Raw genomic sequence first — 19,759 nt, forward strand, 5'->3', positions numbered from 1 at the left:
TAGAAATGGGGGTGTTTTTTGTGTCTAGCAAAAGAAGGATGTTTTTCACTTTATCCTTGCTTGTTACGGCTTGGGTAGTACTGATAAGCAGATTAATGTGGATCCAGATTCTCGATGTCCACCAGTTCTCTAAGCATGGGGTGAATCTTATTGAAGAAGCTGTTACGCAGCGAAAGCAAGAAGTGACGCTTCATACCGGGCGAGGGGACATTCTAGATCGCAACGGACAGCCTTTAACAGGAAGTGAGAGAACAGGGGTTGCTGTTTTTCCTTTAGTCAGGGGTAATCTCGACAAGGAAAAGATAGCAAGGCTGGCGGAACTTACAGATCTGAATGAAGACCAGTTGCATCATGTTATCCAGCAGGTCAGGGTTCCTACGTTTATTCGAGATAGCGAAGGAAAGATCATTGCATTAAATGAGATGAATGCACAGGAAGTCGATCAGCTCTCCCTGCCTGGTATTGTCTCCTTGCCGATTACGGAGCGCTACCAGCCAGATGCTTTAGCCACTCAATTAGTGGGTTACATTAGTCAAAATCCTGAACGAATCCAAAAGGAGTACGCAGAAGAGCTCAAAAGAGGAGAAATCACCAAAAGAACACTAATTGGCGCCTCAGGCTTGGAGCGCAGCTTCGAGCGTTTTCTGCAGGGGGTTGGACCTACGACGGTATCTTATTTTGTTGATGCAAGAGGCAATCCGTTGAACGGATTAAAGTCTAAGATGGTGGAACAAGAAAACCAGTTTTATCCATTGGCTATAAAAACTACACTGAATAAAGATCTTCAGAAGCTAGCAGAAGAATCCTTGCTTCATGAGGGAGTGGCCTTGGGATCAGTAGTGGTACTCGATGCAAAATCGAGAGAAGTTCTTGCTATGGCTAGCCATCCAGTGTTCCACCCGGGCAGCCGAATTGAGCTGGAGAATGGAAATTGGGTGAACCGCTCGATTAAGCAAATCTCGCCGGGATCGGTTTTTAAGACGGTTGTTGCCGCTGCCGTACTAGAGGAAGGCGTGGTTAAGCCTGACGACAAGTTTCATTGTGAGGGTCACTATGGCAAGTATGGGTTCTCTTGCTGGAAAGAAGGGGGGCACGGGGAAATCACATTTGCCGAGGCATTTGCCCAATCCTGCAATATTGCTTTTGCTCATGCTGCGCTGAAATTGCAACCAGGGGACCTAGAGAAATATGCTGAAAAGCTAGGACTAACGCAGCAAGTAGGCTGGAGTCAGTCTCCCTTTTTTAAGATGAACACCTTCCGCCAATTAGATGGGGAGGACCGAGGACAAATTTTTTCGGCGCAAACTCCGCGACAAGACGAAGGGGTGTTGATCCAAACGGCAATCGGACAACGGGATGTACAAATCACCCCGTTGCAAGCCGCGAATATGATGGCCACCATCCTCGAAGGGGGAGAAAAAGAAGAGGTTCGGGTAGTAAAGGAAATCCGTTATAAAACAGGTTCTTTATTTCACTCCTTTGAAGCCCATCCAATTGAAGGAGAGCAGATTGACCGGTACACGGCTTACCAGCTTCGTAAGATGATGGAGTCTGTAGTGGATAGCGGAACAGCTCAGACCCTAAAAGATAGCCTTTGGAAGCTAGCGGGAAAAACCGGGACAGCTCAGACCAATTCAGGAAAAAACAATCAGTGGTTTGTCGGATATGGACCGGTGGAAAATCCTCAATATGTAGTAGTAGCTGTTGCTGAGCAGGAGCCTAAGTCCGGACCAAATAAAGTGATACCTGTGGTTAAGCGAATCATGAATGAATTAGCGGTACAGCAAGATTCGAGTCACCAATTGCGCCCATAGGCATAACCTAGAAAAAAACAAATGCTTTGCGGAGGAGATAAGATGATTCCATTTTTCACCCATACCAATAACATGTTCAATTTTCGTGTGAATAATATTGGCACTAATGGAACGATTGATTTTGGTAATGTCATTCATAAGGGTCATCAAGCCAATGATCAGACACAGTATGGACAGTGGCTAGCTTCAGACGGGGTGATTGCTAGTCCAGTTACGAATTTTAACTTGAATGTGTATAATGACGCGGATGGCATCGACCAGGGCCAGGTCCAAATCTAATCGATGGGGGGAGTGTTGGCCTAATGATTAAGATCAATATCAGCAATGTTAGGGTCAACTCCATCATTGCTCTGGGCTCACTGAACATTGGTAAAACTTTTTTCTATGATAATAAGGCAAACACCACTTTTGTCGAATGTGAGCCGCCGGAAGAAGATGTTCAAACTCAAACACTTGTTATGGCCGAAGAAAACGAACATAGTTTATAAAAAGGGCTGCTCAATGAGCTGCCCTTTTCACAAGCTTTATTTCTTTGATTTTTTATCAGGAAGCGTAGGCTGTTTGCCAGCGTCCAGGGGTTGTGTTACCTGACCTTGTGGTGGAGGAGGAACTGGTGCATTAGCTAAGGGTGCTTGAACAGGATAATGGGGGTAAGGGTGGGATTGGGGAACATGATAGGGAGAGGTCATAACAGGATACGCAGGTACAGGACTTGCTCCATACGGATGGACAGCATACGGATCGCCAGGATGAGGTGGCATGCCGGGATAAGCTGCGGTAGGCAAATTTACTTTGGTACCTGCTGGGATGTCATCGGGGTCACGGATATGCGGGTTAAGGTTGACTAACGTTCTTAGGTCTACGCGCAATCTTTCCGCTAGTTCCCAAATCGTGTCTCCTTTTTTGGCAATGTACGTACTCAACATGATCATCCTCCTTTTATGTGTCGGTTGAAAGTATGCTGTCACTTCAGCGAATCTTGGGCATATGATAAACCAAACGTGACAAAGGATGGTTGCAATGACCCACATTAATAACATTTTTAACGTTCGGGTGAACAATGTTTCGAACAACGCCTCCATTAACTTCGGCAACGTCATCCACAAAGGTCATCAAGCCAATGTTAAAGCTAATATCGGGCAGGCTTTAATGGGGGATGCCTTTTATAGTCCGGCGAACAACTTCAATAAAAATATCCACATTGATCCGGATCTTATTGATCAGCCTCAAGCACAAGTATAAACCTGGATTAACTATCTTGATCGAGCCATCTGGGTAACTCGATCTGTAGCATGCCATTCCTGTATTCATATTTCATTTCACTGGCAATGATAGGCTCAGGCAAGGGGATGACTTTACTGAAGGTTCCGCTGACCAATTGGGATACCAGCGGCTGCATCCCCTCCATGATGATAGGAATAGTTCCTTCAATAATTACCTCCTTGGGCTTGCAGCTCACTCGCAGGTGAGGGGGACCTCCTTTATGGGGAAGGTCGAGCAAGATCGTATACTTCTGATTGTCAGTATATAGGTTGTAAAGGGGACCGTCTTGTTTTAGATCTTCAGCCAAATCAAGAAAAAAGTTTTTTCCAAGCAGCTGCTCCGCCATCTTTTTCCAGGCTTCAAGATCATTCTGACTCATTTATGCACCTCCCTCTTGCTTTCCACATATCTATTTTTATGTAGGCCTTATTGTTTTAATTACCTTTATTAAGGAGGTGAAAGCTCATGCATCAAATGCCTTATCCTTACCATAATTCTAATCTTCTAAAGCAATTAGAGGAGCGGATTGAGCAGCTAGAAAAGCAAAACGAAGAATTAAAAGAAAAAGTCGATAAAATTAAGCCGATTACGATTGAAAACATTAATTATAAAATCCAGGAACTAACGGTAGAGGAGCTGAGCGGGACGCTAAACATCGGGATGACGGCCTTAACCGACCCTGAAGAATTGAAAAAATGGATGGGAGAAGCAGAGGAAGGAGAAGCAGTAGTCCTCAATGATATGGAGCAAGGACCTGAAGTCAACGGACAGTAAAGAGGAGGAAGAGTAAAGTGAAGGAAGAATGGGATAACCATTTTGAATCAAGCTGGAAGAACTTTGAGGAACTATTTAAAAATAACTTCCCCAACATGCAACCTATGAGTGGAGCTTCAGACGTCGGATCGATTGAACAATATATCAAGAATACGATGGACTCGGTGTTCAAAAATGGATTTGCCCAAGGAAACGGATTCAGCAATGTAGGACCAGGCCTTCGATCAGACGTCATGGATACTCTTCATCATGTGATTGCCAAGGTATATATCCCAGAAGGGGTGGATCCCTACCAGTTGATGGTTTTTGTGAACAATCAAAGCATCAAGCTTGGAGGATTTCCAGATCAGCAAAAGCATGTTGTAAAGCTCCCTTTTCCTGTAGTTCCCAGGAACTCCAAGGCGGTATTTAAGGACGGAATTCTTCAAGTTCGAATGAAAAAACTGGCGATGGAAGATCAGTACCATGAAGTGAATGTAGATTTTATCTAGCTGAAGATAAAGAGTTTCCCAATCATCCCCATAGCCAGTTCAAATAAAGGACCCGGGCCAACTCCAATGTTCCAACCGGGAAAGCCGACAAGCGTATAGGGTGTCCGACGCGGGGGCGAGTCCGATCTTATCATCACCCAACCATTTCTTACCTCTTCAATTCTTCCAAAATAACGGGACCCATCTTGAAGGATAATGAAAGCCTTTTTCCCTTGATAGAAAGAGGCATGCTGGGGGTGCACGGGCATAGGATACATGAACATTCTCCTTTCAGTTAAATCCTGATTCCCTATCAGTTTATGCCCCGCATGCCATTTTGCTTGGATAGCAGCTTAATGCTACCCCCTTTTTTCCAGTCGATCTTCTTCCGCCTCCGGCTCTAAGATTTCGTAGAGCAGCCGCGAGGCTTCAAGTTCGTTCTTGGGCAATTTCTTATCCTTAAATGGTGGTAGCATATAAAACAGCCTGGCGATTCTCGGAAGATGAAGTTTCGCTTCTTGAATCCAATTAGGATCAACCAGTAAATCAGGCTCGCCCGTTACTAATAGCTTACCGTCTTTCAGGATGATCACTTGATCCGCCCATGCCGCTGCAAAGTCCACATCATGGGTCGATACAATAATCGTTTTCCCAAAGTAGTTAAGGCTCTTCAACAGGTAGGCCAGTTCATCCTGACCGCTTGGGTCCAGATAGGACATGGGTTCATCCAGCACGACAATGTCCGGTTTCATGGCTAGGATCCCTGCGATGGCCACCCTTTTTTTCTGACCGTAGCTGAGATGATAGGGGGGCTTGAAACGATATTCGAGCATTCCGACAGAGCCTAGCGCCATGTTGCAGCGCTCTTCAATTTCCTTTTCAGACAAGCCAAGGTAACGGGGCCCGAACTGAACATCTTCCCATACTGTAGCAGAGAAAACTTGGTCATCGGGATCTTGAAAGACCAGTCCTACTTTTTGACGGATTTGCTTTACCGTTTTTTTATTCAAGGGCAATCCCATAATTTCGATTGTGCCCTGCTGTGGAAGTTTAATTCCATTTAGATGGTGCATCAGCGTGGATTTGCCCGCTCCGTTTGGTCCGAGCAGGGCTACCTTTGAGCCGATAGGAATCTCTATAGACAAATTATCAATCGCTTTGGTTTTGTCCGGATACTGGTAAGAAAGATTTTTGATTCGAATGGCGTTCATGAGCAGCTTCTCCTTCTTGCATGGGTATAGAGCCGTAGCCTCTTGCTAACATAGCCTGATAAATGCGTCCGCTTCGTTCATAGGAACGGATCAGAAGGACGCCTAGCAATTCACCGCATCGCTTATAAGAGCTCCAGGATGCAAAACTCGCAATGGTTAAACCTCTCGATTGCTGAGCTAGAATCATTCTTTCGATTTCTTCAAACAAAACCGCTAGGTAACGAAGGGTAAAAAGCATGATCTCCACGATGACGGTAGGGATGCCGATTCGAATCAAAGCTCTTAGTAAAGCCGAAAAAGATGTGGTGGAGAGTAGTATGCAAAGAATGAAATGGCATAGAACAAGCTTGGCAATCAGCCGAGACGCGAGAAGCACTCCTTCTAGCGAGATGGTGAAGCCAAGAATGGTTAAGATGACGTGCCCCTCAATCGCAAAAGGAAGCAGTACGATTGCCCCTAGTCCGAAAGGGATGAGGAGGAGCAATCGAAGGCATGCATACCGCCATGATATGCCAGCCCATATGCACAAGACGAGAACCAGAAGCCCCAGACCAGCCAGGATGATGGGCTGGTTAAAGGAGGCTGTGAAAGCAAGTAGAAGAAGAAGGCTAATCACGCGCTTAGGATCGGACGCGATAATCTTGCGCTTGGCCTTCCCTTCTGAGACATCAAAGAATTGACCGACCATTAGGGTTCTTCCCTTTTATTCATGGTCCTCACTAAAGTTCCTAATCGGGCGTATGCCCAAACGATCAAAAGGCAAAGCAGAAGACCGGCCAAACCTGATAAGGCGGTACCCAACCCTTCACTTTCGATAAAGGGAATTTGATAGTCAGGAAGAACCTCGAACAGGGGTTCAGCCTCCATTTCCACAAATCCAAGATCATGTGCTACTCGTTCTAAGCCATCAGGCAGAGAAGAGGCGAAAGGAGCCATGAACAGAGCCAGCATAACCGTAATAGCTAGGAAGATCTTGGTTTTTTTATTCATTTCTCCACCACCTTAGCTGGTGTAGTTGCAAGCGCATTATGGTCCTGACTTTGACGCTCCATCATGTAGCGCAGGATGACGACAGTGATAATCCCTTCCCCAATCCCAATAATGGCGTGCCAAGTAAGCATAGCTTTCATGGCCAATCCCAGTGGAACAATGCCTGAGAGATAAAGCTGAATGGCAACCAGGGCTGCTGATGCCGTTACGGACATCCACGATGCTACAAAAATGGAGACAGGCTGGATGCTCTTCCACTTTTGGAACATGCGGTAGATGCCATATCCCACCCAAGGCGCAACAAGGGCGACGTTAAACAGATTGGCTCCCATGGCAGTAATTCCGCCGTCTTGGAAAAACAAACCTTGGATCATAATTACTGCAGTCATGATGAGCATGGCTGTCCATGGTCCAAAAAGAATCGCTGCTAATGTCCCCCCCGCCAGATGGCCGGAGGTTGCTCCGGCCACGGGGAAGTTAATCATTTGGGCGGCAAAAATGAAGGCTGTCGTGACCCCGATAAGAGGGATTTGTGACTGATCCTCATTTAGCCTTGTTTTTTTAATAGCTACAGCGATTCCCGCAGCGGAAACCGCAGCCAGCGATATCCAGACCGGTGCACTAAGGAATCCGTCAGGAATATGCATAAGATAAAGGCACCTCCATTACTTCATTTTTTTCTTGCCGCCTAACTTTCCATGCCGGACCATATTCGCCATGACATCGCTAATCACACGCGTGGCTAGCAATGCCGTAATATCGCTCACATCATAAGGCGGTGAAACTTCTACAACCTCCATGGCACATACGCCTTCCTTCGTCACATGCTCAAGGAACTTCAATCCCTCTCTTGGCAGGAAGCCTCCCGGCTCAGGCCAACCTGTACCCGGAACAAATCCGGCGTCGAAGCTATCGATGTCCACACTTAAGTAGACGGCCTTTGCTCCTTTCCAAGCGGTTTCCAGAGCAATTTCCGCTACTTTGTCGATGCCAAGTCTTTCAATATCTCCAATGGTGATGACCGTTGTTCCTCGTTCCCTTACTTGTTTTACTGCCGGCCTTGGAACTTGCCATCCGCCAATTCCAACCTGCACGAGGTTGGCAGGGGGAGCGTTTGGAATGTTGGTCGCATGGAACCAGGGAGTAGTGTGCATTCTTTCATCCATGTCTGTTTCTTGAAGATCCAAATGACGGTCCATATGAATGATGCCTACTTTACCATCAATGTTTTCGGCGATGGCCCGAAGGCAGGGGTACCCGATGGCATGGTCTCCTCCCAGGATGATAGGCATTGTCCCCTTGCTGAAGACATGGGATACCGCTTTGGTAATCTGATCGAAGCTCTTCTCGATATTGGCAATGGTAAACACATCGCCCAGGTCACACATCTTGAGGGATTCGGAGAGATCCACGCCCCATTCATAGTTATAAGGGGTATATAGCTTGGAAATTCTCCTCATGGCCTCGGGCCCAAAGCGCGGTCCGGGCCTATATGTTGTTCCAATGTCGAAGGGAACCCCGACAAAAGCAACATCATAGTCCCCTACTTGATTAACATCTTCAAGGAACGGCGTTTTCAGAAAGGTGGCGATCCCCGCATAAGATGGTCTTTGTTCACGAGTAAAGCAGGAGATGCTGCGATCATTGATCGAATCCGCTCCTCGAAGCCCCTTTTCTAAAGAATTAACGATCTCCTCCTTGAATTCTTTTGTAGGTATTTTTTCTTCCTCGTAGGCAGCCTGAATGCCCCAAAGGTCGCCTTTTCCTTGTTCAGCCCCCTTTTTTTGCCTGTAATTCAATCCATGGTTATCAAAAAAACCCATTACACCTCACCCCCTAGGTATAAATTGTCGAAAGCATGAGTGCCGTCTTATATCGATTTTACTAAGTTATAACTAGTCCTATTCTCACTTTCTATGGATAGGGTTTTTTGAAAACTCGGGCTCCTGCCCAAAGTCAATCTGGGCAGGAGCTGAATAGGATATCTTGTAATCCAACAAAAGGAGACATGAGCCTATGAATCAGCAAGAAGCCCATAATCTGTGCATGAAGCACATACACCGTTATGTCGAAATCAGCATGAAAGACGGAAAGAAGTTTGATGGGATCGTAGAGAGCGTAGACAATGAGAACGTATACTTAGCGGTACCTCGAGGCGGAGAAAGACAGGGGGAGGAGGAGCGCCAGTTTGGTTTTGGCTATCCAGCTTTTGGAGGGTTTGGTTACCCAGGGTTCGGTTATCCAGGTTTCGGGTATGGATTCCCCGGATATGGTTGGGGGTATGGCCGATTTGCAAGATTAGCTTTACCGCTCGCCTTAATTGGTGGTTTATCTTTGCTGCCGTACTATTGGATTTAATCTATTTCAGGTGCCGTCTGCTCAGGCACCTAATATTTTTCTTATTTATTTTAGAGCAGTACAGGCACGGACAGCGTGCCTGCCACATATGCTTATAACAATCTTAAAAAAAGCCATCTGGAGGTGACAGCCTGTGCCAGGTTTGTTTACAGCCATCTCTTTACTTATTCGGGAGATGGTCCTTTTTATCTCTTATGTTAAAAATAACGCCTTTCCTCAGCCCCTTCCTGAAGAGGAAGAATTAAAATATTTAAAGATGATGGAAAAAGGAAGCGAGCACGCGAGAAATATGCTTATCGAACATAATCTTCGTCTCGTCGCTCACATCGTCAAGAAGTTCGAGAATACGGGGGAGGACAGCGAGGATCTGATCTCGATCGGCACCATAGGGCTCATTAAGGCAATAGAGAGCTATCAAACGAACAAGGGAACGAAGCTTGCGACGTATGCAGCAAGGTGTATTGAAAACGAAATCCTCATGCACTTAAGATCTTTGAAAAAAACTAAAAAGGATGTCTCCCTGCATGATCCGATTGGAACGGATAAAGAGGGGAATGAAATCTCCCTGATCGATGTTCTGGGAACGGATATGAATGACGTAGTGGATAAGGTTCAGCTCCAAATTGAGAAGAGTAAGATCTATAAGCATATTCATGTACTCGATGACCGAGAAAAGGAAGTAATCATTGGACGCTTCGGTCTGGAGACGCAGGAGGAAAAGACACAAAGGGAAATTGCAAAAGAGCTTGGAATTTCACGCTCGTACGTCTCAAGAATCGAGAAACGGGCGCTCATGAAGCTGTTTAATGAGTTTTACCGTAAGCAGTCCACTTCAAAGTCAAGGTAATAGACAAGAGCTAGCTCTATTTCATAAGCTAGCTCTTTTTTTATGCCTAATTGGGCCAGACCTAGTTTAACGTACAATCAAATATCTTTCTCAAGTAATACCGTATAAGAGGGATTGAGAAAGGAGGTTTAATAGCTATGGCCGTATCTTATGCGCACGCAAGCCGTTTTGTAGGACAGCATGTAGTAGCCCATTGTGTAGGGGGCAGAACGTATTATGGGATGGTCAAAAGTGTAACTCATGATACCGTTTATTTGCAGCCGATTGGAGCTCCTGCGGGCTATGTATCCCATAAGCAAGAGAAGCTTAAGGTAAAGACAGCTGACAAACCAGGAAAAGCTGAAACTCAAGAAGTTTATTGGTGGGGACCTGGAGCGATCGCTCTTCCGCTCTTTGTGATCCTTGCTCTAAGTTTAGCCTGGTGGATCTAATTAAATTGATAACCAGACAAGAAGAGGCTGACCTTAAGGTTCAGCTTTTTCTATTTATTGAAACAAATATAGAGTAGAATAGAGTAAGACAGTATTTAATTAGGATAGGAGATCATCCGATTTATGACAGCCAATCAGGATCCCATTGTGATTATCGGTGGAGGAATCAGTGGAGTTATGGCGGCTAGAACTCTAGCGGAAGCAGGGGAAGATCAAGTTCTATTGCTCGATAAGGGACGAGGATTGGGAGGTAGAATGGTCACACGTGCTTTTCAGGGAGCCAAGATTGACCATGGAGTCCAATACTTCACTGCTCACTCGCAGGCATTTCAACACCTTGTTAAGCAGTGGCAAGAGCAAGGATGGGTAAATGAATGGAAGAGTTCGCTGACCACCTACTACGGGACAGGAGGAATGAATGCGCTAGTTAAACATTTAGCCGATCCAGTAGATTTTTGTGTACGCGTTCGTGTGACCCAAGTTCAAGCCCAGCCGAATGGCTGGTTATTGCGGTGGATTTCTGAGGAACAGGACTATGTCGCGCAAACCTACAGCGAGGTTCCGAATGAAGCGATTTATGATCCGGGTAAACAAGCGGTCGTTCATGCCCGTGCTATCATATCAACCGTCCCCGCACCACAGCTGCTCTATTTATTGGATCAAGGAAAGGTGCAAGTAGAGCAGTTCATTCGTGAAAAGCTTCAAGCTATACAATATCTCCCATGTCTTACTGCTCTGGTTGTTTTGAAAGAGCCCTGTCCTCTGCAGGAGTTCTTAAACAAACAGCTGCCATATCCTCTAAAGCTCATCACCGATAACTTCAAAAAAGGGATTTCAGAGGTGCCTGCCCTTACAATCCAAATCCATGAAGAATGGTCAAAAGAGAACTTTTGGCGAGAGGATCAAGACATTCTTGGTGAGATCTTAAAAGTAGCTGAGCCTTGGGTGGGGACGGGAGAAAAGCTGGGGGTGGCGCTTAAACGTTGGACCTATTCTTTACCTTCTGCGATTGTACGAGAATCTTTTATGTCTATCGAAACAACGGCTCCTCTTCTTATTGCAGGAGATGTGTTTGTACCCGAAAGTGATCCCTTGGGATATGGACGAGTAGAAACTGCTGTGCTCTCCGGTATAGCGGCAGCCAAGGCGTTACTCGAGCTTGAAAAGAAAAAACGATAGTTTTTCAGTGAAAAAGTTCACAGCATTGGACATAATAAATAAGGTATGATAATTTATATCGAAACAGAGAGGTGAGAGACGTGCCAACTTGTGATTTCTGTAATCGTACGGTAAAGGAAGGACAGCAAGTGGAACACTGGATCTGTGATGATTGTAAGGTAGAGCCTGAAAAAGAAGAATAGTAGGTAGGTTATAGGCCGTTATCCGATAGCGGCCTTTTGTCTTTTCTTTTTAGAAAAGCGTTTCATAATTGACCTCTGTATCTGAGCTTTGCTACAATGAAAGATAAGCGATTGGAAGGGGTTAATTTAGGATGAACGTCGATCAAGCGTTGGAAACTCTAAAACAAGAAGGCTATAAATATACTGGCAAGCGAGAAGAGATGATTCGCATTTTTGCTGCCCAGAAACGATATATGTCTGCTAAAGAATTATTGGACCATATGAAGGACGAATACCCTAATCTCAGCTTTGATACGATTTATCGAAACCTGTCCTTGTTTACCGAACTAGGGATCCTAGAAGAGACCGAGCTTAGCGGCGAACGGAAATACAGATTCCAGTGCAGCGATGATCATCACCATCATCACTTGATTTGCTTAGCGTGTGGGAAGACCAAGCACCTAAGAGCTTGTCCCTTGGATGGAATGCTTGGGGCTCCTGACGATTTTACCATTACTGGACATAAGTTCGAAATCTATGGTTACTGTAATGAATGTGGCACCCAATGAGTTTTTTGAGTCCGATAAGGGCTTTTTCTTTTTATAGAAAGCGAGTAACATCATTATTTGAAGCGTCATAAACGACGTGGAAGGAGAAAGAGCATGTCGGAGCAACACATACTGGAAGCTTCCCGAAAGTTATTCGCCATGTATGGGTATGACTATGTTTCTGTTCGGAGGATTGCTTCTGAGGCAGATGTTAATATAGGATCTATCTCTTATTACTTCCACAATAAGATTGGCATCCTACAGAAAATTGTTGAGGACTTCTATGCCGGGTTGGGGGAGGCGATCGATCCCGTATTTGATGGAACTATTACTGACAAACGAGAAGCGATTAAAGAACTCACAGGTAAATCTATTGAATATATGTATCATCATTTCCATTCGTCGCGAATTATCATGAGGGAAATTACGCTCGAAACTGAGCGGTTTGACGAGGTGATCAAGCCTCACTACTTAGTAATTAATAATAAGGTCATTGACTTTTTTGAACGTATAGGCATCGAGAAACCTCGCAGGGCATTAATGAAATTTATGGCCTTGACGCGATTTCCGTTTACCAATGCGAATAGTGTAGAATTATATTATCAGCGACCATTCGGACCTGATTTGTTCGATGACTATGTGGAAACAGTTTTATCTTCCTTATCTAGCGAACTGTCGGCATAAGCCCACAGTTTTTTTCTGCTTTTGCCCCATTTCTGTGAATATGGTATAGTATACTCCGAAAAAATAAAGAGAATAAGGACTCTAAAATCTGGCGAGGTGCCACCCCCATGCTATTGAAGAAGTTACTTCCTAATCTACATATGAATTCAATATACGACATTAATTTTCAGTCCTTGAAGGAGAAAGGAATTAAGGGGATTATTACGGATCTTGACAATACCCTAATCGAATGGGATCGGCCCAATGCGACACCGGAATTAATGGAATGGTTGGAACGCCTCAAGCAAGAGGGCTTCAGAGTCATTGTCGTATCCAACAACAATCGAATCCGGGTATCGGCGTTTGCTGATCCACTAGGCATTCCTTTTATTCACGCGGCGAAAAAGCCAACCAGATCACCCTTCAGAGAGGCTATAGGGATGCTAGAGCTGAAGCCCGAAGAAGTAGTTGTGATCGGGGATCAAATGTTTACGGATGTGCTGGGAGGAAATCGGCTGGGCTTATATACAATATTGGTTGTTCCTGTAGCCCAGACCGATGGTTTTTTTACTCGGTTTAATCGTCAATTAGAACGATTAGCTCTTGCCTGGATGAGGAAAAAAGGGCTTATTACTTGGGAGGACAAGTAGAATGGAATCAATGGTTGAAGCAAGACATTGTGCCGGATGTGGAGTAGGGATTCAGATCGAGGATCCAAAAAAGCCTGGGTTTGTCCCTTCAGGCGCACTGGCAAAAGAAAAGATTATCTGTCAGCGTTGCTTTCGAATTAAACACTATAATGAAGTAGCGCAGGTATCCATGGATGACAATGATTTTATTCAAATTCTGAATGAGATTGGAGCAACGAAGGCACTAGTCGTCAAAGTTGTAGATATTTTTGATTTTAATGGGAGCTGGCTCAAAGGGCTTCATCGGTTTGTAGGAGCTAACCCCATTCTCTTAGTAGGTAATAAGCTGGATCTTCTGCCTAAGGCCATCAATACGAACCGACTGGTAAACTGGATGAAGTATGAGGCGAAGCAATTGGGGCTTAAGCCAGTGGATGTTGTGCTTTGCAGTGCCGAGAAAGGAACGGGCATTGAACGGTTGGTGGAGGCGATGTCAACATACCGTAAACGTCAGGATGTATACATAGTTGGAGCTACAAACGTGGGGAAATCGAGCTTGATCAACCGCTTATTAAAGGAGTACGGTGAAGGGGATACTGAGCTTACTACCTCCCGCTTTCCAGGAACTACGCTGGATATGATTGAAATTCCGATTGATGAGAAAACGTCTATGTTCGATACCCCAGGTATCATTAACCGGGACCAGATTGTCCACATGGTCAGTCCTGAGGACTTGAAGCTCATCTCTCCAGAAAAAGCGATCAACCCGAAAGTGTTTCAGTTGAATGATAATCAAACCCTATTTTTGGGTGCGATGGCACGCATTGATTTTGTCCGAGGGGACAAGCAATCGTTTGTGGTCTATGCCTCTAACCGCATTCATATCCATCGAACAAAGCTTGAGAAAGCGGACGAGCTTTATCTTACCCACAGAGGTACAGACATTCTTTCTCCGCCATCTGGAGAGAAGGCGAGCATGCTCCCTCCCTTCAGGCGAGCATCTTTTAAAATCCCTCCTGGGGAAAAGAAAGATATTGTCATTTCAGGTCTAGGTTGGATTACACTGGGGACGGCTGGAGCATGGGTAGATGTTTATGCGCCTGAAGGCGTTTCGGTCCTCATTCGCAATTCTCTTATATAAATAAAGAACGATTGGAGAGGAGTTTAGAACTATGAATAATCAAACCGTCATGACGGGCCTGTTTGGAAATCCCGTCGCCCAATCCATGTCGCCTGCGATGCAAAATGCTGCCTTTCAAAAGCTAGGCCTGAACTTTGCGTATGCTGCTTTTCCTGTCGCTAATGAGAACCTACAGGACGCTGTAAATGGCATTAAGGCCCTAGGATTCCGGGGAGTAAATGTGACGATTCCGCATAAAGTGGAGATTATGGCTTACTTGGATGAAATTGACGAAGAGGCCAAGGATATTGGTGCCGTAAATACCATTGTGAATGATGGTGGCAAGCTGATTGGCTATAATACGGATGGAGCGGGCTATGTGAGATCTCTCTTGCAGGAAACCTCATTCCGTCTTGAGGGAAAACGCGTATTGGTCATAGGTGCAGGCGGGGCAGCGCGTGCCGTAAGCATTTCTTTAGCTCGTCATGGGGTTAAACAGATTATGATTGCAAACCGGAGCGTGGATAAGGCGAAAATGCTCGCAGATAGGGCAGCAAGGTATACGGAAGCGAAGGCAATAGATCTGGATAACCTTGACTCCAATACTCTATCTAATACTGACCTATTAATTAATACGACTTCGGTCGGGATGTATCCACAGGTTGATGACCTGCCTATTCCAAGGGAATACCTTCACTCAGGGCTGCTAGTTAGCGATTTAATTTACAACCCAATGAAAACTAGAATCTTGAAGGAAGCAGCTCAAGCAGGAGCTTCAACCCACGAAGGGCTAGGGATGTTTATTCATCAGGGAGCCTTAGCTTTTAAGCTTTGGACTGGGAATGAGGCTCCCATTGATGTCATGAGAAATGTTGTACTGGAAAAGCTGCGAGGATAAGCAAAACTAATTATAAGGTGTGATTGAAATGTTGACTGGAAAGCAAAAAAGATTCTTAAGAGCGGAAGCCCATCACCTAAACCCTATATTTCAGGTTGGCAAGGGTGGAGTCAATGAAAATTTGATTAAACAAATCGATGAGGCGTTGGAAGTGCGCGAATTAATCAAGGTCTCTATTCTCGATACGTGTGGCGAAGAAAAAGGGGAAGTGGCCGATAGATTAGCAGAGGGCTCTGGAGCAGAGCTTGTGCAGGTGATTGGAAGAACGATCGTCTTATATAAGGAATCCAGAGAAAATAAAAAAATTGAATTGCCTTCTTAACCATGAAAGTTGGAATTCTAGGTGGAACCTTTGATCCCATCCATCTTGTACACCTTCTCAGCGCTGAACAAGCGAGGGAGCAGATGGGGTTAGACGAGGTGTGGTTTATGCCAGCCCAAATCCCTCCTCATAAGGATGAGAGTGGAGTAAGTGATGCCCGGAAACGACTGAGAATGGTGGAGTTAGCCATTCAAAGTATTCCTTACTTTCGGGCTGTTGATTTTGAGCTAGAGCGACCGGGTCCTTCTTATACCTTTGATACGATCACTTTGATGCGAGACCGGTTTCCCGAGCATGAGTTTTATTTTATCATCGGTGGCGATATGATTGATTATTTGCCCCACTGGCATCGAATTCAAGAATTAGTGCAATGCGTGCAATTTGTAGGTGTGCATCGTCCTGGGTATTGTCCAGACAATGAATTTGCCCAAAAGCATGTCAGGATGGTAGAGATGCCGTTGATTGATTTATCCTCTACTTTCATTCGGCAACGACGAAGAGAAGGTCAATCGATCCGGTTCATGGTCTCGGATAAAGTCAGAGAATATATTGAGGAGAATCGGTTGTATGAATCGAGATGAATTATTGAGCAAAGTAAAGGAGCAGATGACAGATCACCGCTTTACTCACACCCTTGGTGTAGCAAGCACGGCGGTGGCTCTAGCTGAGCGATATGGTGCCGATCAACAAAAAGCAGAACTCGCAGGTTTTCTTCATGATTTCTGCAAATATTGGGATAAGTCCAGGATGAAAGAGTGGATTGAACAAAGTGACCGGATTCCTGATGATCTCCTCCGCTATGATAAGGAGCTTTGGCATGCGCCTGTTGCCGCTCTTGTGGTTGAGCGTGATCTGCATATTGAAGATGCTGAGGTCTTAAATGCCATCCGCTTTCATACATCCGGACGGCCAGGCATGAGCCTTCTCGAGAGAATTCTTTGGCTGGCAGACTACATTGAACCTGGAAGGCACTTTCCTGGAGTAGAAGAAGTTCGCGAGTTGGCCAACCAGGACCTGAATCGGGCATTGGTCAAGGCATTGGGGAATACCATTACCTTTCTAGTTAAACAGCAAAAGCGCATTTACCCCTTAACAATTGACACGTATAACGACCTTGTCCAAGAGCTTGATAGGCAAGAAAGGAGCAGTTAAACATGAGTATATTGGAAATTGCAAAAAGAACAGCTGAGATTCTTGAAGATAAAAAAGCAAGCAATATCATGATTATGGATATAAAGGATCTTTCGGTGATTGCAGATTACTTTGTGATCTGCCACGGAAACTCTTCCACCCAAGTACAGGCCTTGACAGCGGAGCTGAAAAAGAAAGTGCATGAACTCGACATTGAGCTAAAAGGGGTCGAGGGCTATGACGAGGCAAGATGGGTACTTGTAGACTTAGGCGATGTGGTCGTCCACATCTTCCATAAGGATGAAAGAGAATATTATAACATTGAGCGGATTTGGGGAGATGCGAGTATTGTCACCACACACTAGTTATCAGCATTTAGCGCAGGTCTATGATTTACTGATGACTGAAGCGCCATACGAGCAGTGGATCAGCTTCGCTGAGAGCATGTGGGATCGATTCGGAGTAAAGCCTCGGACTATACTGGACTTGGGTTGCGGCACAGGGGCTATTGCTATCCCACTAGCTCAACTTGGTTATCATGTAACTGGAGTGGACCTATCTGAGGAAATGCTGGCCATAACCTATGATAAAGCCAAAGAAAAAGGCGTACAGGTTGAGCTTCTTCACCAGGATATGAGAGAACTTGAAGTCGCTGTGGAAGTAGATGCTGTCGTTAGTTTTTGCGATTCCATTAATTATCTAACTGAAGGCGTCGATGTATTTCAGACGTTCTTGCAGATATGTGGTGCCTTAAAGTCTGGAGGGCTTTTCTTATTTGATGTCCACTCTCTTTACAAAATCAATGAAGTGTTCGCTGATTCAACCTTTACGCTTACAGAAGAGGATGTCGCCTATATTTGGCAATGTGAGCTCGAGGGAGAAGCGAAGGTCTATCATGACTTAACGATATTTGCCAAAGAAGGGCACCTTTACAGAAGGTTTGAAGAAGTGCATGTGCAGCGAGGCTACAGCCATGAGCAACTCGTGGAGTGGCTCTATCAAGCAGGCTTTGAACTCCTTCATTGCTCGGCCGACTTTACTAATCAGGAACCAACAGACACCAGTGAAAGAATTTTTTATGTGGCTAGTAAAAAGTAAAAGGCAAATTCCAAAAGCGAGCAACGCTTTAGGAATTTGCCTTTTTGCCTATAGCATAGATCAATGCTTCCGAAATGACATGCGCCATCTCCATTACCGTGTGCAGGCGAGTATTATGGAGAACCATGGCATCTAGAAAACCATTGCTGTTGACTATGCCTTTAATATGAAAATCGCCTACGGAAGGTAAAACTTTTCTTACGCCTAACCCTGGCCGCAAGGGACCGTCTACAATTTGGACATCCCCAACATGTTGGGGAAGACCGAGGCAAGCATCTACAGCAATCACCGTTGGTTTAGATTGAGTAGATAGCTTTTCTATAGCTTTTTTAAGATTGAGCGCATGAACGGGTTTTTCTAGAGTTCCCCAAATTTGGGGAGAGGACAGTTGAGCTCGCTCCAGGTTCATTCCGATTAAAGGCCCCAGAGCGTCTCCCGTACACCGATCGGTTCCTATACATAGGATGATGAGATTCGAGCGTTCAGCCTGTTGGAGCAATCTTGCCCTAATATGCTCGCCCAGTAAAGGAACCGCCTGTTGATTCTTGTATGAAACCTGATATAGCAGGGACATTTGCAATCACCCACTATAAGGTATTCATTTTTCAGACCAAGGCATCTAGGGAAAATGCGGATTTTCTATTCCGTATTGAATTCCCCGTATACCGTACCATCCTCGTAGCCCTTCAATGTATTGTGGTATGTAATAAGATTATTCGCTTTGAGGAATCCATCAAATTCCTCGTTCGTGACCGTAGCTTGCATGCCATGGGATCCCGGAGTGAAGGAGGATTTTCCACCTTTAATGTCATCGAAAAACATGGACAGCATGACATCATTTTTTAACTGTAAGCGAATCATGATCATTCATCTCCTACTTTTGGTTTCTTTAAGTTTAGTATGTCTAATTTGGGAGGAAAATTGACAAAAAAAAATCGTATCCATAAGGATACGGCTATTTCTTTTCTTGGTAAAACATATGGGAAACTTCTTGAAGGTCCATATTATACTTTTTGTGTGTATTCTTAAAAACCTGATTAAATACATCTCCAATCCCTTCCAAAGCGGCTAGCCCCGCTCCTGTGACTCCACCAGGGACAAGGACTCTCTGTTGAAGGGTCTCGAGATCGAAGGGCCCCTTAGAAATAAGATCAGCGAAGCCAACGATCATTTGACTTGCCAGAAAGGTTGCCTCTTCACGGCTAATGCCAGTTTCCTCCACCGCTGCTATAATGAATCTCTGAAGCAGATAGCTCATAAAGGCGGGACCGCAGCTGACAATGTCTGAGGAAACGCGGGTATAGGCCTCTTCGATTTCTAGAGGCGAGCTGATTTTTGAGAACAGCTGATGGATCCATTCGCGATCTTCTTCCGCGCAGCGATTGCCGAACATGATGAGAGAAGCACCCGCCTGAACCGAATTCGTGATGCTGGGAATTACTTTTGCAGCTTTGCAAGGTAGTTGCTTTTCTAGGTCTCTAAGCAAGATGGGACTGGTGATGGAGATCACGATTTGTTCAGGCTTGATCCAAGGAATGATATCGTCAAACACCTTTTTAAATTCTAAAGGCTTTACACAGACGAAAATCACCTGACTTTTTTGCACAACCTCAGCGTTATCCACAGCCGCAGTTAAGCCGGGAAAGTCCTGGGAAAGCTTTAAGACCTTTTCCCTTGTTCGATTACTGGCCGTTATTTGACCTGGCTGGAGGGCACCCGAAGAGATGAACGAATCGAGTAGAATACTTCCCATACTCCCCGTGCCGATAAAGCCTACACGCATGGTTAATTCCTCCCGTAAAAATGTATATTTTTATATCTATGACAGGTGGAATGCTTCCATACGTTAAAT

Annotated in this window: 31 protein-coding genes; 20 read left to right on the forward strand and 11 right to left on the reverse strand. The window is 45.1% G+C overall.

The genetic code is table 11. The annotated features are described in order from the left end of the window. The first annotated feature begins 20 nt into the window (after nt 1–20). From EIZ58_RS08005 to EIZ58_RS08015, 3 genes are all read left to right on the forward strand, one after another. A complete protein-coding gene (locus tag EIZ58_RS08005) occupies nt 21–1,814 on the forward strand; it encodes a peptidoglycan D,D-transpeptidase FtsI family protein (RefSeq protein WP_167577563.1) in 1,794 nt (597 codons plus the stop codon). 72 nt (nt 1,815–1,886) lie between these two features. Continuing rightward, nucleotides 1,887–2,093, forward strand: coding sequence for a spore germination protein (locus EIZ58_RS08010; RefSeq protein ID WP_240688988.1), 207 nt, complete (start codon nt 1,887–1,889; stop codon nt 2,091–2,093). 23 nt (nt 2,094–2,116) lie between these two features. Then, the gene (locus EIZ58_RS08015; protein WP_134700083.1) at nt 2,117–2,302 is read left to right on the forward strand and encodes a hypothetical protein; all 186 of its coding nucleotides are present in this window, start codon (nt 2,117–2,119) and stop codon (nt 2,300–2,302) included. Nucleotides 2,303–2,338: 36 nt separating this feature from the next. Here EIZ58_RS08015 and EIZ58_RS08020 read toward each other — a convergent pair whose 3' ends face one another. Beyond that, nucleotides 2,339–2,740: a LysM peptidoglycan-binding domain-containing protein gene (locus tag EIZ58_RS08020; RefSeq protein ID WP_167577564.1), complete on the reverse strand. Its 402-nt coding sequence runs from the start codon at nt 2,738–2,740 to the stop codon at nt 2,339–2,341. A gap of 94 nt (nt 2,741–2,834) precedes the next feature. Between EIZ58_RS08020 and EIZ58_RS08025 the strand changes: the two genes are divergently transcribed. Beyond that, complete coding sequence (locus tag EIZ58_RS08025; RefSeq protein WP_240688989.1) at nt 2,835–3,056, forward strand: spore germination protein; 222 nt, start codon at nt 2,835–2,837, stop codon at nt 3,054–3,056. A 7-nt stretch (nt 3,057–3,063) separates the two neighbouring features. Here the strand turns inward: EIZ58_RS08025 and EIZ58_RS08030 are convergent, their stop codons facing one another. Beyond that, nucleotides 3,064–3,456 (reverse strand): Hsp20/alpha crystallin family protein, encoded by a 393-nt coding sequence (locus tag EIZ58_RS08030; protein ID WP_134700086.1) that lies wholly within the window; start codon nt 3,454–3,456, stop codon nt 3,064–3,066. A gap of 86 nt (nt 3,457–3,542) precedes the next feature. Between EIZ58_RS08030 and gerPC the strand changes: the two genes are divergently transcribed. Beyond that, nucleotides 3,543–3,851, forward strand: coding sequence for a spore germination protein GerPC (gene gerPC / locus EIZ58_RS08035; protein ID WP_134700087.1), 309 nt, complete (start codon nt 3,543–3,545; stop codon nt 3,849–3,851). A gap of 17 nt (nt 3,852–3,868) precedes the next feature. Next, complete coding sequence (locus tag EIZ58_RS08040; RefSeq protein ID WP_134700088.1) at nt 3,869–4,342, forward strand: Hsp20/alpha crystallin family protein; 474 nt, start codon at nt 3,869–3,871, stop codon at nt 4,340–4,342. On the opposite strand, the gene EIZ58_RS08045 is transcribed toward EIZ58_RS08040, so the two are convergent. The 6 genes from EIZ58_RS08045 to EIZ58_RS08070 form a co-directional block, all read right to left on the reverse strand. Next, nucleotides 4,339–4,599: a hypothetical protein gene (locus tag EIZ58_RS08045; protein ID WP_134700089.1), complete on the reverse strand. Its 261-nt coding sequence runs from the start codon at nt 4,597–4,599 to the stop codon at nt 4,339–4,341. The genes EIZ58_RS08040 and EIZ58_RS08045 overlap by 4 nt on opposite strands. An 81-nt stretch (nt 4,600–4,680) precedes the next feature. Next, complete coding sequence (locus tag EIZ58_RS08050; RefSeq protein WP_134700090.1) at nt 4,681–5,532, reverse strand: ATP-binding cassette domain-containing protein; 852 nt, start codon at nt 5,530–5,532, stop codon at nt 4,681–4,683. Next, complete coding sequence (gene cbiQ, locus EIZ58_RS08055) at nt 5,471–6,220, reverse strand: cobalt ECF transporter T component CbiQ (RefSeq protein ID WP_134700091.1); 750 nt, start codon at nt 6,218–6,220, stop codon at nt 5,471–5,473. The genes EIZ58_RS08050 and cbiQ overlap by 62 nt, the downstream gene beginning before the upstream one ends. After that, nucleotides 6,220–6,522, reverse strand: a complete 303-nt coding sequence (locus tag EIZ58_RS08060; protein ID WP_134700092.1) for a PDGLE domain-containing protein — start codon at nt 6,520–6,522, stop codon at nt 6,220–6,222. Before EIZ58_RS08060 ends, cbiQ begins: the two co-directional genes overlap by 1 nt. Further along, nucleotides 6,519–7,169, reverse strand: a complete 651-nt coding sequence (locus tag EIZ58_RS08065; RefSeq protein WP_134700093.1) for an energy-coupling factor ABC transporter permease — start codon at nt 7,167–7,169, stop codon at nt 6,519–6,521. Before EIZ58_RS08065 ends, EIZ58_RS08060 begins: the two co-directional genes overlap by 4 nt. Before the next feature lie 18 nt (nt 7,170–7,187). Beyond that, nucleotides 7,188–8,345: an agmatinase family protein gene (locus EIZ58_RS08070; protein ID WP_134700094.1), complete on the reverse strand. Its 1,158-nt coding sequence runs from the start codon at nt 8,343–8,345 to the stop codon at nt 7,188–7,190. Between the two features lie 193 nt (nt 8,346–8,538). Here EIZ58_RS08070 and EIZ58_RS08075 point away from each other — a divergent pair, with 193 nt between their 5' ends. From EIZ58_RS08075 to EIZ58_RS08140, 14 genes are all read left to right on the forward strand, one after another. Further along, the gene (locus tag EIZ58_RS08075) at nt 8,539–8,880 is read left to right on the forward strand and encodes an LSm family protein (protein ID WP_134700095.1); all 342 of its coding nucleotides are present in this window, start codon (nt 8,539–8,541) and stop codon (nt 8,878–8,880) included. Nucleotides 8,881–9,013: 133 nt separating this feature from the next. After that, entirely contained in the window at nt 9,014–9,727 is a 714-nt protein-coding gene (sigK, locus tag EIZ58_RS08080) for an RNA polymerase sporulation sigma factor SigK (RefSeq protein ID WP_134700096.1), read from the forward strand. A gap of 137 nt (nt 9,728–9,864) precedes the next feature. Beyond that, a complete protein-coding gene (locus EIZ58_RS08085; RefSeq protein ID WP_134700097.1) occupies nt 9,865–10,158 on the forward strand; it encodes a hypothetical protein in 294 nt (97 codons plus the stop codon). Nucleotides 10,159–10,281: 123 nt separating this feature from the next. Beyond that, entirely contained in the window at nt 10,282–11,337 is a 1,056-nt protein-coding gene (locus tag EIZ58_RS08090) for an NAD(P)/FAD-dependent oxidoreductase (protein ID WP_134700098.1), read from the forward strand. Nucleotides 11,338–11,650: 313 nt separating this feature from the next. After that, nucleotides 11,651–12,067, forward strand: coding sequence for a Fur family transcriptional regulator (locus tag EIZ58_RS08095; RefSeq protein WP_134700099.1), 417 nt, complete (start codon nt 11,651–11,653; stop codon nt 12,065–12,067). A gap of 93 nt (nt 12,068–12,160) precedes the next feature. Further along, entirely contained in the window at nt 12,161–12,730 is a 570-nt protein-coding gene (locus tag EIZ58_RS08100; protein WP_134700100.1) for a TetR family transcriptional regulator, read from the forward strand. Between the two features lie 107 nt (nt 12,731–12,837). Then, nucleotides 12,838–13,359, forward strand: coding sequence for a YqeG family HAD IIIA-type phosphatase (locus EIZ58_RS08105; RefSeq protein WP_134700101.1), 522 nt, complete (start codon nt 12,838–12,840; stop codon nt 13,357–13,359). A gap of 10 nt (nt 13,360–13,369) precedes the next feature. Then, nucleotides 13,370–14,479 carry a ribosome biogenesis GTPase YqeH gene (gene yqeH, locus EIZ58_RS08110; protein WP_134700944.1) on the forward strand — a complete coding sequence of 370 codons (1,110 nt, stop codon included), beginning with the start codon at nt 13,370–13,372 and terminating at the stop codon, nt 14,477–14,479. Nucleotides 14,480–14,510: 31 nt separating this feature from the next. Continuing rightward, entirely contained in the window at nt 14,511–15,356 is an 846-nt protein-coding gene (aroE, locus tag EIZ58_RS08115) for a shikimate dehydrogenase (RefSeq protein WP_134700102.1), read from the forward strand. Nucleotides 15,357–15,384: 28 nt separating this feature from the next. After that, entirely contained in the window at nt 15,385–15,678 is a 294-nt protein-coding gene (gene yhbY, locus EIZ58_RS08120; RefSeq protein WP_134700103.1) for a ribosome assembly RNA-binding protein YhbY, read from the forward strand. A gap of 2 nt (nt 15,679–15,680) precedes the next feature. Further along, nucleotides 15,681–16,259: a nicotinate-nucleotide adenylyltransferase gene (locus tag EIZ58_RS08125; RefSeq protein ID WP_134700104.1), complete on the forward strand. Its 579-nt coding sequence runs from the start codon at nt 15,681–15,683 to the stop codon at nt 16,257–16,259. Continuing rightward, entirely contained in the window at nt 16,246–16,830 is a 585-nt protein-coding gene (gene yqeK / locus EIZ58_RS08130; protein ID WP_134700105.1) for a bis(5'-nucleosyl)-tetraphosphatase (symmetrical) YqeK, read from the forward strand. The genes EIZ58_RS08125 and yqeK overlap by 14 nt, the downstream gene beginning before the upstream one ends. 2 nt (nt 16,831–16,832) lie before the next feature. Further along, complete coding sequence (gene rsfS / locus EIZ58_RS08135; protein WP_134700106.1) at nt 16,833–17,174, forward strand: ribosome silencing factor; 342 nt, start codon at nt 16,833–16,835, stop codon at nt 17,172–17,174. Further along, complete coding sequence (locus EIZ58_RS08140) at nt 17,158–17,907, forward strand: class I SAM-dependent DNA methyltransferase (RefSeq protein ID WP_370297639.1); 750 nt, start codon at nt 17,158–17,160, stop codon at nt 17,905–17,907. Before rsfS ends, EIZ58_RS08140 begins: the two co-directional genes overlap by 17 nt. Before the next feature lie 28 nt (nt 17,908–17,935). Here EIZ58_RS08140 and yyaC read toward each other — a convergent pair whose 3' ends face one another. The 3 genes from yyaC to comER form a co-directional block, all read right to left on the reverse strand. Next, the gene (yyaC, locus tag EIZ58_RS08145) at nt 17,936–18,481 is read right to left on the reverse strand and encodes a spore protease YyaC (protein ID WP_134700108.1); all 546 of its coding nucleotides are present in this window, start codon (nt 18,479–18,481) and stop codon (nt 17,936–17,938) included. A 65-nt stretch (nt 18,482–18,546) separates the two neighbouring features. After that, a complete protein-coding gene (locus EIZ58_RS08150; RefSeq protein WP_134700109.1) occupies nt 18,547–18,768 on the reverse strand; it encodes a hypothetical protein in 222 nt (73 codons plus the stop codon). A 94-nt stretch (nt 18,769–18,862) separates the two neighbouring features. Next, nucleotides 18,863–19,690 (reverse strand): late competence protein ComER, encoded by an 828-nt coding sequence (gene comER / locus EIZ58_RS08155; RefSeq protein WP_134700110.1) that lies wholly within the window; start codon nt 19,688–19,690, stop codon nt 18,863–18,865. Nucleotides 19,691–19,759 lie beyond the last annotated feature (69 nt).

Origin of the sequence: Ammoniphilus sp. YIM 78166 (assembly GCF_004522215.1) — a bacterium.
Taxonomy (GTDB): Bacteria; Bacillota; Bacilli; order Aneurinibacillales; family RAOX-1; genus YIM-78166.